Consider the following 21,567-nt stretch of genomic DNA (forward strand, 5'->3'; position numbering starts at 1 on the left):
CTAGGGGGCGACGGTGAGCCAGTCGGCGAAGCCGGAGGGGTCGTGGCGGCCCAGCGCGCCGTGCTCGAACAGACCCCAGCCCTCACGCTCGGTACTGCCGTCGCGGCACACCGCACGCCCCACATGGTCGATCACGCCGAAACCGGCCCGGCCCACGATGGCGGGATCGGTCATGTCGTAGGTGAGGCGTTCGGTGAAACCCTCGCCCTTCCACACCCCGTGGATCCAGTCGGAGTCGCCGCCGTAGCCCCCGCCGACGTGAATCGGCACCGGCAGTTTGGATTCCACCTCGAAATGCACCGCCGATCCGTCCGCTGCGGTGGCCTCGATGGTGGCACCGGTGGGAATCCGGGTCCCCGAGCGGTAATGGATCTTCACCCGAGGCCACCCGAGCTGTTCGAAGCGCCCATCCTTCCAGATGCGGGTGCAGTCGTTGAGGGAACGGAATCCGTTGGGTTCCTCCTGGATGATCAGCACGATGCCGAAATCATCGAAAGCCATGGGCACATACAGCCACCACATGCCTTCGAACGGCGGATCGGCGGGCCGGCCCGCGGGCTCGGCTTCCCCGATCGGGCGGATACCCCAGGACCGGTCCCGGGTACCGATCCAGCGCGCCGGGTCGACGGTGATCTCCTCGCCGTCGACAACGATGTGGCCGGTCCACGCACCGACCTGGGCGAACCGCTGTGCGTTCAGTGTGACCCGGTTACCGGCGCGCAGGATGTGCGGTTGCTCCTGCACCACGTCGAACAAACCGTCCCACGTGAGATCGGCGGCGACGCCGTGGGTTTCCTCGAGCACGATCCGCAACCGGCGCAGCGGCTCACTGACCTCGACGCGGTACGCGCCGACGTGTTGGTTGAGCCGGTCCTGATCGATGGCATCGGACAGATGCACCGCGGTCTGGGTGTGACCGCTTGCGCCGAATCTGCCGCCTCCGCGGCGGGAGGCCAGGAAAAACGCGTCCTTGACACCGAGGTTGGGGTAGTAGCCGATACCGGTGATCACGAAGATGTCGCCGGTGCGGTCATGGGCGTTGAAATAGGAGCGATCGTAGAAGTTGCGATCGCTGGACCCTGGCCAGGCAATCGGCTGCGGGACTTGGTGCACCGGGAATTCGTCCATGGGGCCGAGCATCAGTTGGTCTCTCCGATCAGCCGTTTCAGCAGGGCGGCATGGTAGAACAGGGTTTCCACGTCCTCGGGTTTCTCGATCTCGCCGAAGTGCACGCGCCGGGCGCCGGTGCGCATGAACACACATGCCCACACCACCGCGGAGTAGGCGTAGAACCAGGTCAAGTCGCCCAGTTCCACGCCGGTCAGCTCACGGTACGTGGCCCGCACATCGTCCTCCCGCAACACCTCGGGCAGTCCCGGCAGGCCGGCGAGCCCGCACAGTTCCTGAAACACCATGTGGGCGAATATCATCCACGCCACGTCCAGCTCACGGGGACCGACGGTGGCCATCTCCCAGTCCAGCACCGCCACCGGTCGGAAGTCCCGGTACAGCACATTGCCGACGCGGGAGTCGCCCCACACCAGTACCGGTTCCGCGGCGGCGACGTCGCTGGGGAAGTTCTGCTCCAGCCACGACAGGGCGCGCTCCACCAGTGGTGAGTTACCGATGTCGGGGACAGAGAAGTCGTACCATTCCTTGAGCCAGCCGAAATGCCGGCGCAGTGCGGTGTCGCCCGGAGGGTCGACCTGTGCGAGGAAGTCGAATGTGTTGGTGGCGTTGGGGATTGAATGCAATTTGGCGAGGACCTCGACGGTGCTGTCCTGCAGCTCGCGCTGCTTGTCCGGTGCCGCGTCGAAGAACCAGTTGCCACCGAAGGTGTAGGGCATGACATCCGGTGGGACGATGCCGTCGACGTGATCCATCAGGAAGAAGGGTGTGCCCAGCACCGAGCCGGTGTTCTCCAGCCATCGCACGGTGGGTACGGGAACGTCGGTGAGTTGGCCGGCCAGCCGCATGACCTCGAACTGGTGGTCCAGCCGGTACGACGAGAACACCGGGATGTCGGCCTGGGTGGGGGCGACGCGCGCCACCCACCTCTGCTGCACCGCCTCGCCGTCCTGTTCCCACCGCCCGGTGAGCACGATTGTCTCCGAGGACATCCCGTTGGAGTCGATACCACTCTCGACGGTGATGTCGGGTTTCACCCCGCCCGGTATGACGGTGGACAACCACTCGGAGAGCACGTTCGGCAGGGTGGTGACATCCCGGCTGGAGCGTTGCAGTCGGCCGACATCTTCGACGGCCGGTTCTTGGGCCATTAATGATCCTCCGCGACAGTATTACGATACGGTAGGTAGCGTTATGAAAGCAGACCCGTACCCCGAAGACAAGCCTCCGGGTGCAGGACGTCCCCGCGACCCGCGCATTGACGCTGCCATACTCGCGGCCACCGCGGACCTGCTTGTCGAAATCGGTTACGCGAACATCACCATGGCGGCCATCGCCGACCGGGCCGGAACCACCAAAACGGCGCTGTACCGGCGGTGGTCGAGCAAGGCCGAAATCGTGCACGAAGCCGCTTTCCCCGCAGCGCCCACCGCACTCCAGATGCCGGCGGGAGACATCGCCGCGGACATCCACGCGATGATCGCCGCGGCCCGTGATGTTTTCGTCAGCCCGCTGGTACGGGCGGCGCTACCCGGGTTGATCGCCGACATGGCGGCCGACGCCGAACTGAACGCGCGTGTGATGGCGAGGTTCGGCGACGTGTTCGAGGTGATCCGGCTGCGGATCGCCGACGCGGTGGACCGCGGCGAAGTGCACCCCGATGTCGATCCGACCCGGCTGGTGGAGATCATCGGCGGAACCACCTTGCTGAGATTGCTGCTACAGCCCGACGGCGACCTCGACGACACCTGGGTGGCGCAGACATCGGCGATCGTGGTCCACGGCGTGAAGAAGGAGCGGTGATGGTCCCGGCCGACGATTCGGGCACCGGTGGGTCCCCAGCGGAGCTCGCGGGCCGAGGAGCCCGGGGAGACGGGGCCGGGCTGAGGTCCGGCGGAAGGCTCGACGGGCGGGTGGCCATCGTCACCGGTGCCAGTAGGGGATTGGGCCGGGCAACGGCCCTCGCCCTGGCCGCGGAAGGGGCGGCCGTCGCGGTGGCCGCGCGCACCGAGCAGGTGTGGGACACGCGGTTGCCGGGCACCATCGGTGACACCGTGGCGCAGATCGAAGAGGCAGGTGGCCGCGCGATAGCGGTTCGGGCGGACCTCCTCGACCGCGAGGACATCGCGCGGCTGGTGGAGCAGACGCGAGACGTCCTGGGCCCCATCACCATCCTGGTCAACAACGCCGCGTTCACCGCACCGGGGCGCCCGCCCACCCCCGGGGCCGCACCGAAGGCGAAACAGCCCAGGAGTTCTCCGGTGCAGGCGGATTGGCCGCCGTTTGTCGGGACACCGCTGACCGCGTTCCGGCGGCACTTCGAGATCGCGGTGTTCGCCGCCTACGAGCTCATGCAGTTGGTGGCCCCGGACATGCTCGACGCCGGCCTCGGCGCGATGATCAACATCAGCTCGGTGGCCTCACGCCTTCCCGGTGCCGGACCTTTCGACGACTTCTCCGGTGGCATTCTGCCCGGCTACGGCGGTTCCAAGGCCGCCTTGGAACACCTCACCTCGTCGGCCGCCTATGAACTGCAGCGACGCAACATCTCGGTCAATGCGCTGTCGCCGTCGTTGCCGATGATGACCCCCGGATTGTCGTACTACCGAACGGATTTCGATGAGACCGGTTCGGAGCAGGAGTTTGCCGAGGCGGTGGTCCGGCTCGCGTTGGTGGACCCGAACGAGGTGACCGGCCGGACGGTCGGGCACCGGGAAGTGCTCGACGGAAGCTTCCGGCCGTTCTCAGGCCGCCAGTAGCCGATACCGACTGGCCGGTCGACGGACTCCGCCGCTTTCGGCTACCGGATCTGGCTCTTGTTGCGCGCTGCCACCTCGTCTTTGCGGCGAGCGAGCGCGCTGGTGTCGGGGCGCACGGTGCGGGTGAGGTCCTGCTCGGCGGCCAGGGCCGGATCGGTGATCGTGGCCGCGCCGCGCCGGTAGATCTCTTTGAGGCCTGCCATGGTGGGTCCGGGCACCTCGGCGATCTGTGCGGCGAGTTCCACCGCGCGGGAGACCAAATGCTCGTGAGGAACCACCTCGGTGACCAGTCCGATGCGTTCGGCGCGGCGCGCATCAACCACCTCACCGGTCATGGACAGCCGGCGCGCCATCGCCGCACCGACCAGCTGAGGCAGCCGGGCGGTCATGCCGCCACCGGGCAGGATGCCCACCCGGGCGTGGGTGTCGGCGAACACCGCCTGCTCCGAGGCGATCAGGAAATCGCACGCCAGAGCCATCTCCAGGCCGCCGGTGAAGGTCGGTCCGTTGATGGCCCCGATGATCGGCGAACGCATCTGCGCCGGTTTGGTGATGCAGTTGTGGGACTGGAATGTCTCGAAGTACGAGCCGCCGAGTTGTTGCGCCTCCTTGAGATCGACGCCGGCGCAGAACGCGGGATCGGTGCCCGTCAACACCACCGCCCGTACCCCGGGATCGGCGTCGGCGGCCTCCATTGCGCCGTACAGGGTTTCGATCAGGCTGGTACTCAACGCATTGCGTGCCTCGGGACGGTTCAAGGTGAGCACCCGGACGCCGTCGTGATCGGTGATCGTCACCAGTGTCATGCCCTGAGCCTAGCGAGGTGGGTATCGGCGGGTAGGCGGCTCCGGTCGCAACAACCGTTTGAAGGAGCGACCGGTGGATGGGAGTGGGCCCGCTGTGGGTGGTCGAGCGCATCGCCGGCGTGCAGCATTCCTCGGCGCAGGCCGAGGACGCCTGGCAGCGGATCCTCTCCTTCTTCGACGCCCAGTTGCGCTGACCGGAGGCCGTCAACCGACGAACAGCGCGAAGTCCCCGGCGAGATCCAGCAGCGGCTGCGGCAGGGCCCCGAGGGCGAAGGTGATGGCCGCGGTGACGGTCACCGTGGCCACCGTCAGGGAGCTGGGATTGACCACCTCAGGTGCATCGTCGGGTGGGTCGGTGAAGAACATCAGCACGATCACCCGCACGTAGAAGTACGCCGCGATGGCGCTCGCCACCACACCGACGATCACCAGTGGGATGGCGCCGCCCTCACCGGCGGCTTTGAACACCGCGAACTTGCTGACGAACCCGCTGGTCAGCGGAATACCCGCGAAGGCGAGCAGGAAGAGCGAGAACACCACGCCCACCAGGGGATAACGCCGGCCGAGGCCCGCCCACTGTGCCAGGCCGGTGGCTTCCTCGCCCGAACGGGTGCGCACCAGGCTCACCACCGCGAATGCGCCCAGCGTCGAAAAGCCGTACGCGAACAGGTAGAACAAGGTGCCGGACAGCCCGGTGTCGTTGAGCGCGATGACGCCGGTGAGGATGAAACCGGTATGTGCGACAGCAGAATACGCGAGCATGCGCTTGACGTCGGTCTGTGTGACGGCCGTGACGGTGCCCACCACCATGGTCAGGATCGCCACCGCCCACATCATCGGGCGCCAGTCGGCGCGCAGTTCGGGTAGTGCCACGTAGAAGATACGCAACATGGCGCCGAATGCGGCGATCTTGGTGGCGGCGGCCATGAACGCGGTGATCGCGGTGGGGGCGCCCTGGTACACGTCGGGGATCCACGAATGGAACGGCACCGCACCCACTTTGAACAACACACCAACGGCCAGCAGCCCGATTCCGATGAGCACGATCGCCGAACCCCCGGTGCCCGCGGTGCCGTCGGTGGCGACGGCCTCGGCGATACCGGACAACGCGAAAGTGCCGCTGTAGCCGTACATCAGTGCGATGCCGTACAGGAAGAACGCCGAGGAGAACGCGCCGAGCAGGAAGTACTTCAGCGCCGCTTCCTGGGAGAGCAGCCGCTGCCGACGAGCCAGCCCGCACAGCAGGTACAACGGCAGCGACAGCACCTCGAGGGCGATGAACATCGTGAGCAGATCCTCCGCCGCCGGAAACAGCAGCATGCCCCCGATCGCGAACATCGTCAGTGGGAATACCTCGGTCTGGATCACCCCGGCCTGGACGGCCGTCTTCTCCGCGACGCTGCCGGCGATCGCCGACGCCTGCGGAGTGAAAGCATCCAAACCGCCTGTCTGACTGGTTTTCTCCTGAGATATCCGACGTTCGGCAACCAACAGGATGCCGAGAATGCTGATCAACAGGATGGTGCCCTGCAGGAACAACGTCACCGGGTCGATGGCCACCGCGCCCATGACGGCGACCTGACCGGCCGAGCCGTGCAGGTCGCGGGCCAGCAGCACCACGGCCACAACCGCCGCGGCGAGCCCGCCCAGCGCCAGCGTGACCTGGATACGGTAACGCACGGTCCGGGGCAGGAACGCCTCGACCAGCACCCCGGCGACGGCCACCCCGAAGACGATGAGCATCGGCAGGATCTGGAGGTACTCGACTGTGGGCGCGGTCATCGCACCGGTCCTTCCGCGACACGGGGAGCGGGGTCTTGTTGATCGATGGTGGTCAGCGTGTGCTCCACGGCGGGATTGATGACATCGAGTGCGGGTTTGGGATACACGCCGAGCACCAGAAGCAGCGCGATCAGTGGTGCCACCACGGCGATCTCGCGGGGGACCAGATCACGCAGCGACTTGCTCTCGTCGGTCACCGGGCCTGTCATCATCCGCTGGTACAGCCACAGGATGTACACCGCGGAGAGCACCAGCGCCGTGGATGCGATGACGGCGAACACCGGGTACCGCGTGAATGTGCCGATCAGCACCAGGAATTCACTGATGAACGGCGCCAATCCGGGCAGCGACAACGTGGCCAGACCGGCCACCAGGAAAGTGCCGGCGAGCACCGGCGCCACCTTCTGCACCCCGCCGTAGGACGCGATGAGCCGTGTTCCGCGTCGTGACACCAGGAATCCCGCGATCAGGAACAACGCCGCCGTCGATATCCCGTGGTTGACCATGTAGAGCGTCGACCCGGATTGTCCCTGGCTGGTCATGACGAAGATGCCGAGGATGATGAAACCGAAGTGGCTGATCGAGGTGTAGGCGATCAGGCGCATGACGTCGGTCTGCCCGATCGCGACGATGGCCCCGTACACGATTCCGATGACGGCCAGAGCGATGACGAAAGGCCGGAACAGGGTGGACGGCTCGGGGAACAGTTGCAGGCAGTAGCGCAGCATCCCGAAGGTGCCCACCTTGTCGACGACAGCCATCATCAGAACGGCGGTGGCGGGCGTGGATTCCACCGCCGCGTCGGGCAACCAGCGGTGGAACGGCCACAGCGGAGCCTTGATCGCGAACGCGAACATGAACCCCAGGAACAGCGCATTGAGAATGGCGGGGTTGACCACCAACTCACCCGAGGAGACCGCGGCCACGATGGCGCGGAAATCGAAAGTGCCAGAGTCGAAGACGCCGCTGTTGGCCGTCACCACATACAGGCCCACCACGGCGGCGAGCATCACCAGACCACCGAACAGGTTGTACAGCAGGAACTTGACGGCGGCTTTCGATCTGCCCGACCCGCCGAACCCGCCGATCAGGAAGTACATCGGGATCAGCATGGCCTCGAAGAACACATAGAACAGCAGCACGTCCAGCGCGACCAGCGAAATGAGCACCATGCCTTCGACGGCCAGCGTCAGCGCCACATAACTGTGGGAGGAGCGGCCCGAGAGCGCGCCGTCATCGGGGGCGTCGTTCCAGCCGGCGAGCAGCAGCAGCGGCACCAGTACGGCGGTCAGCACCACCAGCGCCAGGGCGATGCCGTCGAGGCCCAGTATGTAGCCGGTGCCGAAGGACGGGATCCACGGGTGGTCCTCGACGAACTGGAACTGGGCGCCGGCCGGGTCGAAACGCACCGCGAGCACCGCCGCCACGGCCAGCACCGCCAGCGACACCACGATGCCCGCATACTTCGCGAACTGCCGTGCCGCCGCCGGCAACAGGATGATCACCGCGGCCCCCACCAACGGGATCGCCCACAGGATGGTCAGCCAGGGAATGTTCACCGCGTCACCACACCCTCACCACCAGAACGGCGCCGACGACCAGTGCGGCGCCGGCCAGCATGGACAGTGCGTACGACCGGGCGAATCCGGTTTGCAAGCTGCGCATTCGCTGCGAAGCGCCACCGATCAACGCGGCCAGCCCGCTGGCCACGCCGTCGACACCTCTGTCGTCGACGGTCACCAGATCCTCGGTCAGCTGTTGTCCCGGCCGCATGAACGCCGCTTCGTTGAACACGTCGCCGTACAGGTCGAGGCGAGCGGCCACCGTCAACGCCGAGACGTCTTCCGGGGCTGTCTCCGGCACCGGCCGGGTGGCGTAACCGCGGTAGGCGACGCCGACACCGGCGGCCACGACGGCGAGGGTGATGATGGTCATGGCCCAGACCGGGATGACGTGATGAGCCTCGTGGGTGCCGACCACCGGTTCGAGCCAGCTGCTGAGGGTGCCGCCCACGGCCAGGGCGGCGCCCGCGCCGACCGAGCCGAGGGCGAGCACGATCATGGGTGCGGTCATGATCGCGGGGGACTCGTGCGGATGGGTGTCGGGTTTCCAGCGCTTGTCACCGAAGAACGTCAGCAGCATCACCCGCGTCATGTAGAAGGCAGTGATCCCGGCCCCGAGAAGGGCGACGCCGCCCAGGAGTATCCCTTTGACTCCGCCTGCGGCGAACGCCGTTTCGATGATGGCGTCTTTGGAGAAGAACCCGGCCAGCGGCGGGACCCCGATGATGGCCAGATACCCCAACCCGAACGTGACGAACGTGACCGGCATGTATTTGCGCAGCCCGCCGTAGCGGCGCATATCGGTTTCGTCGTTCATACCGTGCATCACCGAGCCGGCGCCCAGGAACAGTCCGGCTTTGAAGAAGCCGTGGGTGAGCAGGTGCATGATCGCGATGGCGTAGCCGGCCGGCCCGAGGCCTGCGGCCAGGACCATGTACCCGATCTGCGACATGGTGGAGGCGGCCAGTGCCTTTTTGATGTCGTCTTTGGCGCAGCCGATGATCGCCCCGAACAGCAAGGTGATGGCCCCGACGGCCACGACCGCGGTCTGGGCGGCGGGTGCGAGGTTGTAGACCGGACCGGAGCGCACGATCAGATACACCCCGGCCGTCACCATGGTGGCGGCGTGGATCAGCGCCGAAACCGGGGTGGGACCCTCCATGGCGTCTCCGAGCCAGGACTGCAGCGGGAATTGTGCACTCTTGCCGCACGCCGCCAGGAGCAGCAGCAGTCCGATGGTGGTCACTGTGGCCGACGACAGCTCCGGTGCGGCGGCGAACACGCCGGCATACGACAGGGTTCCGGCGTCGGCCCACATCACCATCAGCGCGACGGCCAGGCCGATGTCACCGACGCGGTTGACCACAAAGGCTTTCTTGGCGGCGGTGGCGGCCGACGGTTTGTGTGACCAGAACCCGATCAGCAGGTAGGAGGCCAGGCCGACGCCTTCCCATCCGACGTAGAGGCCCAGGTAGTTGTCGGCCAGCACCAGCAGCAGCATGGCGGCGACGAAGAGATTCAGGTACGCAAAGAAACGTCTGCGATCGGCGTCCTCTTGCATGTAGCCGATCGAGTAGAGGTGGATCAGCAGGCCGACACCGGTGATCAACAGGACGAAACACATGCTGAGGGCGTCCAATTGGAGGCCGAAGTCGACCTGCAGATCGGCCACCGGCACCCAGGAGAACAACTTCTGGTGCACGACGCGGTCCTCGGGCGCCCGGGCGAGGAGCACGGTGAACTGCACGACCGCCCACGTGAACGCGGCGATCATGGTGGCGCAGCCCAGGAGGTGCCCCCACCTGTCGGTGGCGCGCCCGCCCAGTAGCAACACCGTTGCACCGGCCAGCGGCAGCAGGATCAACCACAGCAGGTCCATGGATGCCGCCTAGCCCTTCAGAAGGTGTGCGTCGTCGACATTGGCGGAGCGCCGGGTGCGGTAGATGGTCATGATGATGGCCAGCCCGACCACCACTTCGCAGGCGGCCACCACCATGGTGAAGAACGCCACCACTTGGCCGTCGAGGTGGCCGTGCATCCGGGAGAACGCCACGAATGCCAGGTTGCAGGCGTTGAGCATCAGTTCCACACACATGAACATGACGATGGCGTTGCGCCGCAACAGCACTCCCGCGGCGCCGATGGTGAACAGCAGCGCCGACAGATGCAGGTAATTATCCGGGTTCATGATGCACCGGCCGCGGTGATGGTGACCAGCGACGTTGATCGGCCGAAAACCTTGTCGGGATTCATCGGTGCCCGTTCCTGTCTTCCGCGATGTCATCAACCGGTCGCCGAACGAGGATGCTGCTGACCGACAGGGTGGCATCGGACCCGTCGGGTAACCGGGCCGGGACATCCACCGCGTTGTGCCGGGCGTACACCCCCGAGCTCGGCAACGTCGTGGGGTGACCGCCGGGCTGGAAACGTTCGACCGCCAGTTCGCGTTGAGTTTTTCTGCGCTCGAACCGTTCCCGGTGCGCCAGCACCATCGCGCCCATCGCAGCGGTGATCAACAACGCGCTGGTGACCTCGAACGCCCACAGGTACTTGGTGAAGATCAGTGCGGCCAGGCCTTCGACATTGCCGCCCGCGTTGGCTTCGGCCAGGCCGGCGAATCCACCGCCGGTCACCGACGTGGACACCACGCCGATGCCGGCGATCAACAGGATGCCGAATCCGATGCCGGCGACCAGCGCGGCGATCCGTTGTCCACGAATGGTCTCCACCAGCGATTCGGAGGAGTCGACGCCGATGAGCATCAACACGAAGAGGAACAGCATCATCACCGCGCCGGTGTAGACCACCACCTGCACCACGCCCAGGAACAGGGCGTCCTGGGCGACGTAGAGCATGGCCAGCGCGATCATGGTGGCGGCCAGGAAGATCGCCGAGTACACGGCTTTCGGGGCGGCCACCACCCCGATGGCCCCCGCCAGCGCGATGGCACCCAGGACGTAGAACGCGACGGCCTCGGTGGTGGAGGTCCGGGTGAACGCCTCGGCGAGAAGCAGGGTGTCGGGCGTCATTTCACATGGCCGAGGTAGTAGTCGTCGTCGGTGGCGCCGTCGGCCATCGCATGGGGCGGGGCCTGCATCCCGGGCTCCAGCGGTGCCAGGAGTTTGTCCTTGCCGTAGATCAGGTCGGCGCGGTTGTCGTCGGCCATCTCGTAGTCATTGGTCATGGTCAGCGCCCGGGTGGGGCAGGCTTCGATGCACAGTCCGCAACCGATACAGCGCAGATAGTTGATCTGATAGACCCGGCCGTACCGCTCACCGGGGGAGAATCGCTGCTCCTCGGTGTTGTCGGCGCCCTCGACGTAGATGGCATCAGCCGGGCAGGCCCACGCGCACAGCTCGCAGCCGATGCACTTCTCCAGCCCGTCGGCGTACCGATTGAGTTGATGCCGGCCGTGATACCGCGGTGTGGTGGCCTTGTCGGTGTCCGGGTACTGCTCGGTCATCGGTTTCTTGAACATCGTCGAGAACGTCACGCCGAAACCGGCCAGACCATTGAGGAATTCAGGCACGAGAGGGCTCCTTGGTCGGCGGCATGGGTGGAATGGGGAACGAGCCCGGACCCGGTGGTGTGGGCACGGTGGCGGCCCGGATCTGTCTGCGCCGCATCCTGTTCCACGCGGACAGGGCCAGCAGGATCGCGGCCATGAATCCGACGTAGACCACGGCGGTGACCCATGGCGGTGCTCCGTCTGCGCGCACCTGGTGGGTGATCGCGACGGTCATGATCCACGCCAGCGACACCGGGATCAGGAGTTTCCAGCCCAGCGCCATGAACTGGTCGTAGCGCAGACGGGGCAGGGTGGCCCGCAACCACATGTACAGGAACAGGAATCCCCACACCTTGGCGATGAACCAGATCAGGGGCCACCACCCGGAGTTGGCGCCGTCGATCATGCTGAGCGGCCACGGGGCCTGCCAGCCGCCGAGGAACATCGTGGTGGCCAGCGCCGAGACCGTGGTCATGTTGACGTATTCAGCCAGCATGAACATCGCGAACTTCAACGACGAGTACTCGGTGTGGAAACCGCCGACGAGCTCGCCTTCGGCTTCGGGAAGATCGAACGGGGCCCTGTTGGTCTCACCCACCATGGCCGTCACGTACACCAAGAACGACGGCAGCAGCAGCACCACGAACCAGGTCTGCGCTTGGGCGGCCACGATGCCCGAGGTCGACATGGTGCCCGCATAGAGGAACACCGCGACGAACGACAGCGCCATGGCGATCTCGTAGGACACCACCTGCGCCGAGGAACGCAACCCACCCAGCAGGGGATAGGTGGAGCCAGAAGCCCAGCCCGCCAACACGATTCCGTACACTCCGACCGATGTCACCGCCAGCACGTAGAGTACGGCGACGGCCATGTCGGTGAGCTGGAGCGCGGTGGTGTGCCCGAACACCGATACCGCCGGACCCATCGGGATGACGGCGAACGCCATGATCGCCGGGATGACGGCGATGACGGGCGCCATCAGGTAGATCGGCTTGTCGACACCGGCGGGGGTCAGCCCTTCCTTGAGGGCCAGTTTCACCCCGTCGGCCAGCGACTGCAAAAGACCGAACGGCCCCACCCTGTTGGGCCCGAAGCGCATCTGCATGCGGCCCAGGATCTTTCGTTCGGCCAGGATCGCCACCAGCACGGTCAGCAGCAGGAACGCGAAGATCGCGACCGCTTTGCCCAACAGCAGCCACCAGGGGTCGTGGCCGAAGACGCTGAGATCGGGATGGTTCACGACACGTCTCCTCGTGCGATCGTCACGACGGCGCCCGCCGCGACGCCCAGGTCCTCCGAGACCACGCTGCGCGGGGAGTTCGCCGGCAGCCACACCACCCGGTCGGGCATCTCGGTGATGAGCAACGGCAGGCTGATGCTGCCGCGTCCGGTGCTCACGGTCAGCAGGTCCCCTCCGCCGGCTCCGATCTCGGCGGCCGTCGCTGCGGACAGCCGTGCCACCGGTGCCCGCGCGGTGCCGGCCAGGTGCGGCTCACCGTCCTGGGCCCGTCCGTTGTCCAGCAGCATCCGCCAGGTGGCCAGCACCGCTTCACCGCGCCCGGGTGACGGCGCCCCCGACGGTTCGACGGCGGGGGCCGGTGCCGGGTCGCCGCCCCACAGGCCGAGCCGCGCGAGATCCTCGCCCGCGGCGTGCGCCGAGCCGAGCCCGAGATCGACACCGAGTTCGTCGGCCAAGGTCTGCAGAACCCGCAGATCCGGTGCAGCGTTGCTGGCGAGCGCCGGTGCGAACGGTCGCAACCGTCCCTCCCAGTTGGCGAATGCGCCGGCCTTCTCGGCCACCGGGGCGATCGGGAACACCACGTCGGCCAGGGCGGTGACCGTGCTTTCCCGGAGTTCGAGGCTGACCACGAATGGGGTGTTTTCCAGCGCTGCCCGCGCAGTTGTGGGATCGGGCAGGTCGGTGAGGTCGACGCCGCCGATCAGCAGCGCCGCGAGCCGACCGGCCGCGGCGGCCTCCAGGATCGCGGTGGTGTCGCGCCCCGGCGTGGCGGGGAGGTCGCTGACATTCCAGGCGCGGGCCAGCTGCGCTCGCGCGTCGGCGTCGTCGACCGGCCGCGCACCCGGCAGCAGGTTGGGCAGACACCCCGCTTCGACGGCACCGCGCTCACCGGCGCGTCGCGGGATCCATGCCAGGCGTGCGCCGCTGGTGCCGGCCAGCCGCGCCGCCGCCGTCAGCGCACCCGGCGAGGTGGCCAGACGTTCGCCGACCAGGATGATGGACCCGGGCAACAGTTCCAGCCCCGCCAGCGCGGCCGCCTCGTCACCTGGCGTCGTCATCACCAGGCGGGCACCCAGTTTCGTGGCTCCGTAGGTGGCATAGGGGGCCACCGCGACCACCTGGAGCGCGTGCTTGCGCACCGCCTTGCGCAGCCGTAGGAAAACGATGGGGGATTCTTCTTCGGGTTCGAAGCCGGCGAGGACCACCATGGGCGCGGCTTCGAGATCGGCGTAGGTGACCTCCATCGCGTGGCCCGCGACGTGGGTGGCCAGGAATTGGGCTTCCTCAGCGGAGTGGTGGCGGGCACGCATGTCGATGTCGTTGCTGCCCAGCACCATTCGCGTGAACTTCGCATAGGCGTAGGCGTCTTCGACGGTCGCGCGGCCGCCCACCAGCACCCCGGTCTGGGCGCCTGCCGCGGCCAGGCCGAAGGCCGCGGTGGTGATGGCTTCCGACCACGACGCCGGTCGCAGCTCCCCGTCCTCCCGGATCAGGGGAGTCAGGATGCGGTCACCCACCCGGGGGTAGGCGAATGCCCAGCGGCCCTTGTCGCAGTTCCATTCCTCGTTGACCTCGGGGTCGTCGCCGGCGAGACGGCGCAGCACGGTGCCGCGGCGGTGGTCGGTGCGCTGCGCGCAACCGGAGGCACAGTGTTCGCAGACGCTGGGACTGGAGACCAGGTCGAAGGGCCGCGCGCGGAATCGGTAAGCGGTGCCGGTCAGGGCGCCGACCGGACAGATCTGCACGGTGTTACCCGAGAAGTAACTGTCGAACGCGGCGCCTGAGGCGATGCCGACCTGTTGTAGCGCACCGCGTTCCAGCAACTCGATGAACGGATCACCCGCCACCTGGTTGGAGAAGCGGGTGCAGCGGGCGCACAACACGCAGCGTTCCCGGTCCAGCAGCACCTGTGAGGACAGGTTGATCGGCTTCGGGAACGTGCGTTTGACATCGGTGAAGCGGGTCTCTTCCCGGCCGTTCGACATGGCCTGGTTCTGCAGCGGGCATTCACCGCCCTTGTCGCAGACCGGGCAGTCCAGCGGGTGGTTGATCAGCAGCAGTTCCATCACGCCATGCTGGGCTTTGTCGGCGGCGGGGCTGGTGAGCTGGGTGCGGACCACCATGTCGGGGGTGACGGTGGTGGTGCAGGAGGCCATCGGCTTGCGTTGGCCCTCGACTTCCACCAGGCACTGCCGACAGGCGCCCACCGGATCGAGCAGCGGGTGGTCGCAGAAGCGGGGGATCTGCACGCCCATCAGTTCCGCGGCGCGGATCACCAATGTGCCCTTCGGGACCGAGATCGGGGTGTCGTCGATGACCAGCGACACCATCTCGACGGCCGTCGCGTCGCGGTCGGGTTCGATGATCGTCATGACAGCGCCTCCCCGACTCGGGCAGTCATGAACACAGGTGGTCCGAAGCGCGATCGGCCGAGTTCGAGTCTGCTCGCGGTCATGCGGTGACCCCCTCGGGAGTGGTGAGCATGGAGGCATACGGGTCGAACGGACAACCGCCCGCCAGGTGCGCGTCGTACTCGTCGCGGAAGTACTTGATGGACGAGACGATGGGTGACGCGGCGCCGTCGCCGAGGGCACAGAAGGACTTGCCGAAGATGGTGTCGGCGATGTCGAGCAGCTTGCCGATGTCGTCCTCGGTGCCCCGGCCGGTTTCCAGGCGTTCGTAGATCTGGGCCAGCCAATAGGTGCCTTCGCGGCACGGGGTGCATTTGCCGCAGGACTCGTGGGCGTAGAACTGCGTCCAGCGCCGTACCGCGCGCACCACACATGTCGTCTCATCGAAGATCTGCAGTGCCTTGGTGCCCAGCATGGACCCCGCCTTGGCCATACCCTCGTAATCCAGTGGTGTGTCGAGGTGTTCGGCCGTCAGCAGTGGCGTCGACGACCCACCCGGCGTCCAGAACTTGAGCTCATGGCCGGCGCGGACACCTCCGGCGTAGTCGAGGAGTTCGCGCAGTGTGATACCCAGCGGAGCCTCGTACTGCCCCGGCGTCGTGACATGGCCCGACAGCGAGTACAAGGTGAATCCCGGGGACTTCTCCGACCCCATGGACTTGAACCAGTCCACCCCGCCGAGCAGGATCGGCGGGGTGGACGAGATGGACTCGACGTTGTTGACCACCGTCGGGCAGGCATAGAGCCCGGCCACGGCGGGGAACGGCGGCCGCAGGCGAGGCTGCCCGCGCCGGCCTTCCAGCGAGTCCAGCAGCGCGGTCTCCTCACCGCAGATGTAGGCGCCGGCGCCGGCGTGCACGATCAACTCCAGGTCGAAGCCGGACCCCAGGATGTCCTCCCCGAGGTAGCCGGCTTCGTACGCCTCGGCCACCGCGGCCTGCAGGCGCCGTAGCACCGGGACCACTTCGCCGCGCACGTAGATGAACGCGTGGTGGGCCCGGATGGCATACGCCGCGATGATGGCGCCTTCGACCAGAAAATGCGGAGTGGTCATCATCAACGGAATGTCTTTGCACGTACCGGGTTCCGACTCGTCGGCGTTGATCACCAGGTAATGCGGCTTCGCGCCCGCGCCGGTGGCGTCTTGCGGGATGAACGACCATTTGGTGCCGGTGGGGAAACCCGCGCCCCCGCGGCCGCGCAGGCCGGAATCCTTCACCAGCGCGATGACGTCGTCCGGGGGCATCGACAGTGCCCTGGCCAACGCCTGATACCCGTCGTGGTTGCGGTAGGTTTCCAGGGTCCAGGGCTGCTCGGCGTCCCAGAACCGGCTCAGGACCGGGGTCAGGGGTACCCGCTGTCGATCTGGGTGAGCCATCTAGTCTCCTGACTCCGTTGCCGACGGGTCCGTCTCCTCGGTGCCCGGCTCGGCGGGCACCGTCGCCGACGGGGCCGGTGCCGGTTCGTCCCGCGTCGATTCGACGGCCTCGGGTTCGGTGCTCTCGGTGTCCGCCGAAGGTTGGTCGGCGGGGCCGGTGCTCGGTGGGGCCTGCATGCCCAGGCTGCCGGCGATGCGCAGCCCGGCCAGCGTGGCCGGCCCGGGACCGGTGGCCGGCCCGGCCGGAGACGGAAGTCCGGCAAGGGTGCGGGAGGTCTCGGTGAATGTGCACAGGGGTGCGCCCCGGGTGGGTGGAATGGGCGCCCCGGTGCGCAGACTGTCGACGAGCTCGCCTGCGGTGGTGGGGTTTTGGTTGTCGTAGAACTCCCAGTTGACCATGATCACCGGCGCGTAGTCGCAGGCGGCGTTGCACTCCAGGTGCTCGAGGGTGATGGCGCCGTCGTCGGTGGTCTGCCCGGCGTGGATGCCGAGCCGGGTCTGCAGGGCTTCCAGGATCGCGTCGCCGCCCATGATGGCACACAGGGTGTTGGTGCACACTCCGACCAGATACTTGCCGGTGGGGGTGCGCCGGTACATCGAGTAGAACGTGGCGACCGCCGTGACTTCGGCGTCGGTCAGTTGTAACTGGTTGGCGCAGAACCGGATACCGGCTGCGGTCAGGTATCCGTCCTCGGACTGCACCAGATGCAGCAGCGGCAGCAACGCCGAGCGGGGGTGCGGGTACTTGGCGATGATCGCGGCGGCATCGGCGCCCAGCCGGGTTTCGATATCGGCGGGGTAGGCAGCGGGCCCACCCACGGGTGGGCCGGGCTCGTCGGGTCGGGCGCCGAGTTGCAGATCCACCAACGTCATCTGTCGACACCACCCATCACCGGGTCGATACTCGCGACGGCGGAGATGACGTCGGCGACCATCCCGCCTTCACACATCGCCGCGACGGCTTGCAGATTGGTGAACGACGGGTCGCGGTAATGCACCCGGTAGGGCCGGGTTCCGCCGTCGGAGACCATGTGCACACCGAGTTCACCACGCGGGGACTCGACGGCGACGTAACACTGCCCGGCCGGGACCCGGATGCCTTCGGTGACGATCTTGAAGTGATGGATCAGGCCCTCCATGGAACGGCCCATGATCTTGGCGATGTGGTCAGGGGAGTTGCCCAGGCCGTCGGGTCCGAGCTTCAGATCGGCCGGCCAGGCCAGTTTTTTGTCCGAGATCATCACCGGGCCGGCGAGCTTCTCCAGCCGGGCCACGCACTGCGCCACGATCTTCAGTGATTCGTTCATCTCGTTGACCCGGATGACGTAGCGGCCGTAGCAGTCGCACGAGTCGTCGGTCATCACCTCGAAGTCGTAGGTCTCGTAGCCGCAATAGGGTTGGGACTTGCGTAGGTCATGGGGCAGGCCGGTGGACCGCAGCACCGGGCCGGTGATCCCCAGCGCCATGCAGCCGGTCAGGTCGAGGTAGCCGATGCCGACGGTGCGTGCTTTCCAGATGGGGTTCTCCCGAAGCAGGTTCTCCAATTCGTGCAACCGGCCGGGCAGGATGTCCAGCAGGCGTTTGACGCGGTCCAGACCGTCGTCCGGCAGATCGGCGGCCAGCCCGCCGGGACGGATGTAGGCGTGGTTCATCCGCAGGCCGGTGATGGCCTCGAACACCGTCAGGATCTCTTCGCGCTCCCGGAACCCGAAGAACATCGCGCTCATGGCGCCCAGTTCCATGCCGCCGGTGGCCAGGGCCACCAGATGAGACGAGATGCGGTTGAGCTCCATCAGCATCACCCGGATCACCGAAGCGCGTTCGGGGATGTCGTCGGTGATGTCGAGCAGTTTCTCCACCCCCAGGCAGTAGGCGGTCTCGTTGAAGAACGGGGACAGGTAGTCCATCCGGGTGACGAAGGTGACGCCCTGCGTCCAGGTGCGGTACTCCAGGTTCTTCTCGATGCCGGTGTGGAGATAGCCGATCCCGCAGCGGGCTTCGGTGACGGTCTCGCCTTCGATCTCCAGGATCAACCGCAGCACTCCGTGGGTGGAGGGGTGCTGCGGCCCCATGTTGACCACGATCCGCTCGCCGGCGTCCCCGGCGTCGACCGAAGCCCTGGCGCGCGTGACGATCTCGTCCCAGTCCTGGCCGCCCAGGGTGATGACAGTATCGGTCGACATCAGGTGTAGGACCTCCGTTGATCCGGCGGGGGAATGGTGGCGCCGTGGTACTGCACCGGCACCCCACCCAGGGGGTAGTCCTTGCGCTGAGGATGGCCGACCCAGTCGTCGGGCATCTCGATGCGCGTCAGTGCGGGATGGCCGTCGAAGACGATCCCGAAGAAGTCATAGGTCTCGCGCTCATGCCAGTCGCAGGTCGGGTACACCGAAAACAGTGACGGCACATGGGGATCGGTATCCGGGCAGGCCACCTCCAGCTGGATACGGCGATTGTGGGTGATGGACATCAACGGGTACACCGCCCGCAACTCCCGACCGAAGTCATTCGGGTAGTGCACGCCGGAGACTCCGGCGCACAGTTCGAAGCGCAATTGCGGGTCATCACGCAGTGTTCGGGCCAGCGGGAGCAGGCGGGCGCGGTCGATATCCAGGGTCAGCTGACCGCGGTGAACCACCACCTGGTTGACTCCTGCCGCGAACACGTTGGCGCCCAGAGCTTCTCCGAGCCGGTCCACCACGGCGTCGAAGTAGCCCCCGTAGGGCCGGGGGGAGCCGCCGGGCATGGTGACTTCCCGGACCAGCCGTCCGTAGCCGGAGGTGTCGCCGGTGCCGGAGGCGCCGAACATGCCCCGCCGGACCCCGATCACGTCTCGGGCTTCCGGCGTACCGGGGTTCTCGCCCGTCATCGCAGCAGCCCCTTGAGTTCGATGGTGGGCCGGGCCGCCAGGGCGGCCTCCTCGGCGGCCGCGACGACCTCATCGCGGTGCACCCCCAGCGGCATCTCGGCGATCTTGGCGTGCAATGTCACGATGGCGTGCAACAACATCTCCGGCCGCGGCGGGCATCCCGGCAGGTAGATGTCCACCGGCACCACGTGGTCAACGCCCTGCACGATCGCGTAGTTGTTGAACATCCCACCCGATGACGCGCACACCCCCATGGCCAGCACCCACTTCGGCTCGGCCATCTGGTCGTAGACCTGCCGCAGCACGGGCGCCATCTTCTGTGACACCCGGCCCGCCACGATCATCAGATCCGCCTGGCGCGGCGTCGCCGAGAACCGCTCCATCCCGAATCGCGCGATGTCGAACCGCGGCCCCGCCGTTGCCATCATCTCGATCGCGCAGCAGGCCAACCCGAACGTCGCCGGCCACAACGAGCCCTTCCGCACGAACCCGGCGACCTTCTCCACCGTCGACAACAGGATCCCGCCGGGAAGCTGCTCTTCCAGTCCCATGTGCTGTCCCGATCCCTTCTCAGTCCCAATCCAGGCCGCCGCGGCGCCACACGTAGGCGTAGGCCACGAAGACGGTCGCCATGAACAGCAGCATCTCCACCAGGGCGAACATGCCCAGCTGGTCGAAAGACACCGCCCACGGGTAGAGGAAGACGATCTCGATGTCGAAGACGATGAACAGCATGGCCGTCAGATAGAACTTGACGGGGAACCGCGCCATCCCCGTGGGCTGGCGCGCCGGTTCGATACCGCACTCGTAGGCCTCCAGCTTGGCCCGGTTGAACCGTCGCGGACCGATCACCAACGCAATTCCCACCGACACGATCGCGAATGCCGCCGCTATGGCCCCGAGCACCAAGATGGGCAGATAGAGATTCATGCGTGTTCGCCGTCCATGACGTCGGCTCCCTTGGCTGTGGATGTGAGCTACAACACAGCCTAGCGATCTTGACCGGCAGGTTGGCGCATTTCGATAGGATCGATCCAACAGCCGACTGCCGCCATTCTGGCGGCGAACCCGCAAGGGGCGCAGCGTAATTGGTGCTGTCCGGGTGGTGTGCTGTGAGGCTTCGGTTACCGAAGCGTCATCTTTGCGGAATACCGCGCAACAGTCCGGCGACGGCTTCGCCCAAGCGGATCGGATCGATGGGATGCGGCACCGCCGCCTCCGCGCGCGACCAATTGGCCAGCCACGCATCGTCGGCCCGGCCGGTGAGAACCAGTATCGGTGGGCACTCGTCGAGTTCGTCCTTGAGCTGCTTGGCCAGGCCCATACCGCCGGTCGGGGTGGCTTCGCCATCCAGGATTGCCAGATCGACATCACCGGAGTCCATGTGCTGGATGACGACGGGGGCGGTAGCCACCTCGAGGTAGCTCAGTTCGGGCAGTCCGGGGTGGATCCGCTTACCCAACGCGAGCTTGACCTGCTCGCGCGTACGCGCGTTGTCGCTGTACACCAGGACACGGACCGCACCCGAAACGTCGCGGCGACTGTCGGGCACGAGCCGATGCTACAGGCTGTTTGCGGCAGCCACTTCGGTTACTGCGAGCCGCTTTTCACGAACACTGCGCGGCCGTGCAGCATGGTTGCCGATCTGACCATGCCGAGCAGATTCCCGTCGACGTCCCAGTGGGTGCGGTCCACCGTGGTGTGGGCGGATATCTCGACGGCGCCGTCGTCGAGAAGCGCGATCCTGCCCGACATCGGGATGGGACGGGTGATGCCGTGGACGGTGAGGCTGCTGCGCAGCTCCACACCCTCGGGTGCGGGCTGCACCGCGGTGACCACCACGCTGATGGTGGGGAACCGATCGACAGCGAAGAAGTCCTCCGAGCGCAGATGCTCATCACGTTTGCGGATTCCGGTGGTCAGCGAGGCCGCCGCGATGTCCACCCGGCCGAAGGCGGTGCCGCCGCCCAGTTGGCCATCGCCGCTGAACTCGGTGAACCGGCCGTTCACCGGGACCAGTCCCCACAACGACCGGCAGCGGAACCTGATCTGGGACCGGTCAGGCACCAGCGTCCACACCGCGGCGTTGCCCGGATCGCCGAGCAAGCTGTCGAGCATGGT

Annotated in this window: 21 protein-coding genes; 2 read left to right on the forward strand and 19 right to left on the reverse strand. The window is 66.8% G+C overall.

Features of this window, described 5'->3' with window-relative positions; translation table 11 throughout:
* Together NL241_RS11695 and NL241_RS11700 are read right to left on the reverse strand one after the other, a co-directional pair.
* The gene (locus NL241_RS11695; RefSeq protein ID WP_494397619.1) at positions 1-1,140 is read right to left on the reverse strand and encodes an Rv3169 family protein; all 1,140 of its coding nucleotides are present in this window, start codon (positions 1,138-1,140) and stop codon (positions 1-3) included.
* Positions 1,140-2,279 (reverse strand): phosphotransferase family protein, encoded by a 1,140-nt coding sequence (locus NL241_RS11700; protein WP_494397620.1) that lies wholly within the window; start codon positions 2,277-2,279, stop codon positions 1,140-1,142. Before NL241_RS11700 ends, NL241_RS11695 begins: the two co-directional genes overlap by 1 nt.
* Before the next feature lie 43 nt (positions 2,280-2,322).
* Between NL241_RS11700 and NL241_RS11705 the strand changes: the two genes are divergently transcribed.
* Together NL241_RS11705 and NL241_RS11710 are read left to right on the forward strand one after the other, a co-directional pair.
* Complete coding sequence (locus NL241_RS11705; RefSeq protein WP_487688210.1) at positions 2,323-2,931, forward strand: TetR/AcrR family transcriptional regulator; 609 nt, start codon at positions 2,323-2,325, stop codon at positions 2,929-2,931.
* Positions 2,931-3,887: an SDR family NAD(P)-dependent oxidoreductase gene (locus NL241_RS11710; RefSeq protein ID WP_494397621.1), complete on the forward strand. Its 957-nt coding sequence runs from the start codon at positions 2,931-2,933 to the stop codon at positions 3,885-3,887. Before NL241_RS11705 ends, NL241_RS11710 begins: the two co-directional genes overlap by 1 nt.
* A 41-nt stretch (positions 3,888-3,928) precedes the next feature.
* Here the strand turns inward: NL241_RS11710 and NL241_RS11715 are convergent, their stop codons facing one another.
* The 17 genes from NL241_RS11715 to NL241_RS11795 all read right to left on the reverse strand — a co-directional run bounded on the left by NL241_RS11715 (position 3,929) and on the right by NL241_RS11795 (position 21,564).
* Complete coding sequence (locus NL241_RS11715; protein WP_487688215.1) at positions 3,929-4,693, reverse strand: enoyl-CoA hydratase; 765 nt, start codon at positions 4,691-4,693, stop codon at positions 3,929-3,931.
* A gap of 204 nt (positions 4,694-4,897) precedes the next feature.
* Positions 4,898-6,475 (reverse strand): NADH-quinone oxidoreductase subunit NuoN, encoded by a 1,578-nt coding sequence (gene nuoN / locus NL241_RS11720; RefSeq protein WP_494397622.1) that lies wholly within the window; start codon positions 6,473-6,475, stop codon positions 4,898-4,900.
* On the reverse strand, positions 6,472-8,034 hold the full coding sequence (locus tag NL241_RS11725) for an NADH-quinone oxidoreductase subunit M (protein WP_487688218.1): 1,563 nt from the start codon (positions 8,032-8,034) through the stop codon (positions 6,472-6,474). The genes nuoN and NL241_RS11725 overlap by 4 nt, the downstream gene beginning before the upstream one ends.
* A gap of 4 nt (positions 8,035-8,038) precedes the next feature.
* Positions 8,039-9,916, reverse strand: coding sequence for an NADH-quinone oxidoreductase subunit L (nuoL, locus tag NL241_RS11730; RefSeq protein ID WP_494397623.1), 1,878 nt, complete (start codon positions 9,914-9,916; stop codon positions 8,039-8,041).
* Between the two features lie 9 nt (positions 9,917-9,925).
* On the reverse strand, positions 9,926-10,225 hold the full coding sequence (gene nuoK / locus NL241_RS11735; protein ID WP_487688222.1) for an NADH-quinone oxidoreductase subunit NuoK: 300 nt from the start codon (positions 10,223-10,225) through the stop codon (positions 9,926-9,928).
* A 61-nt stretch (positions 10,226-10,286) separates the two neighbouring features.
* On the reverse strand, positions 10,287-11,066 hold the full coding sequence (locus NL241_RS11740) for an NADH-quinone oxidoreductase subunit J (RefSeq protein ID WP_494397624.1): 780 nt from the start codon (positions 11,064-11,066) through the stop codon (positions 10,287-10,289).
* Positions 11,063-11,566, reverse strand: a complete 504-nt coding sequence (nuoI, locus tag NL241_RS11745) for an NADH-quinone oxidoreductase subunit NuoI (RefSeq protein ID WP_487688227.1) — start codon at positions 11,564-11,566, stop codon at positions 11,063-11,065. Before nuoI ends, NL241_RS11740 begins: the two co-directional genes overlap by 4 nt.
* Entirely contained in the window at positions 11,559-12,788 is a 1,230-nt protein-coding gene (gene nuoH, locus NL241_RS11750; protein ID WP_494397625.1) for an NADH-quinone oxidoreductase subunit NuoH, read from the reverse strand. The genes nuoI and nuoH overlap by 8 nt, the downstream gene beginning before the upstream one ends.
* On the reverse strand, positions 12,785-15,160 hold the full coding sequence (locus NL241_RS11755; RefSeq protein WP_494397626.1) for an NADH-quinone oxidoreductase subunit G: 2,376 nt from the start codon (positions 15,158-15,160) through the stop codon (positions 12,785-12,787). Before NL241_RS11755 ends, nuoH begins: the two co-directional genes overlap by 4 nt.
* Positions 15,161-15,239: 79 nt before the next feature.
* Positions 15,240-16,577 (reverse strand): NADH-quinone oxidoreductase subunit NuoF, encoded by a 1,338-nt coding sequence (gene nuoF, locus NL241_RS11760; RefSeq protein WP_494397627.1) that lies wholly within the window; start codon positions 16,575-16,577, stop codon positions 15,240-15,242.
* Positions 16,578-17,450, reverse strand: a complete 873-nt coding sequence (gene nuoE / locus NL241_RS11765; RefSeq protein ID WP_494397628.1) for an NADH-quinone oxidoreductase subunit NuoE — start codon at positions 17,448-17,450, stop codon at positions 16,578-16,580.
* Positions 17,447-18,760 (reverse strand): NADH dehydrogenase (quinone) subunit D, encoded by a 1,314-nt coding sequence (gene nuoD / locus NL241_RS11770; RefSeq protein WP_487688240.1) that lies wholly within the window; start codon positions 18,758-18,760, stop codon positions 17,447-17,449. The genes nuoE and nuoD overlap by 4 nt, the downstream gene beginning before the upstream one ends.
* Complete coding sequence (locus tag NL241_RS11775) at positions 18,760-19,446, reverse strand: NADH-quinone oxidoreductase subunit C (RefSeq protein ID WP_487688242.1); 687 nt, start codon at positions 19,444-19,446, stop codon at positions 18,760-18,762. The genes nuoD and NL241_RS11775 overlap by 1 nt, the downstream gene beginning before the upstream one ends.
* The gene (locus NL241_RS11780; protein WP_487688245.1) at positions 19,443-19,997 is read right to left on the reverse strand and encodes a NuoB/complex I 20 kDa subunit family protein; all 555 of its coding nucleotides are present in this window, start codon (positions 19,995-19,997) and stop codon (positions 19,443-19,445) included. The genes NL241_RS11775 and NL241_RS11780 overlap by 4 nt, the downstream gene beginning before the upstream one ends.
* Positions 19,998-20,016: 19 nt before the next feature.
* Positions 20,017-20,376, reverse strand: a complete 360-nt coding sequence (locus NL241_RS11785; protein ID WP_487688247.1) for an NADH-quinone oxidoreductase subunit A — start codon at positions 20,374-20,376, stop codon at positions 20,017-20,019.
* Between the two features lie 205 nt (positions 20,377-20,581).
* Positions 20,582-20,998: an Rv3143 family two-component system response regulator gene (locus NL241_RS11790; protein ID WP_494397629.1), complete on the reverse strand. Its 417-nt coding sequence runs from the start codon at positions 20,996-20,998 to the stop codon at positions 20,582-20,584.
* A 38-nt stretch (positions 20,999-21,036) separates the two neighbouring features.
* Positions 21,037-21,564, reverse strand: coding sequence for a YceI family protein (locus NL241_RS11795; RefSeq protein WP_494398290.1), 528 nt, complete (start codon positions 21,562-21,564; stop codon positions 21,037-21,039).
* Positions 21,565-21,567 lie beyond the last annotated feature (3 nt).

The sequence above is a fragment of the Mycolicibacterium sp. SMGY-1XX genome, from assembly GCF_059132455.1.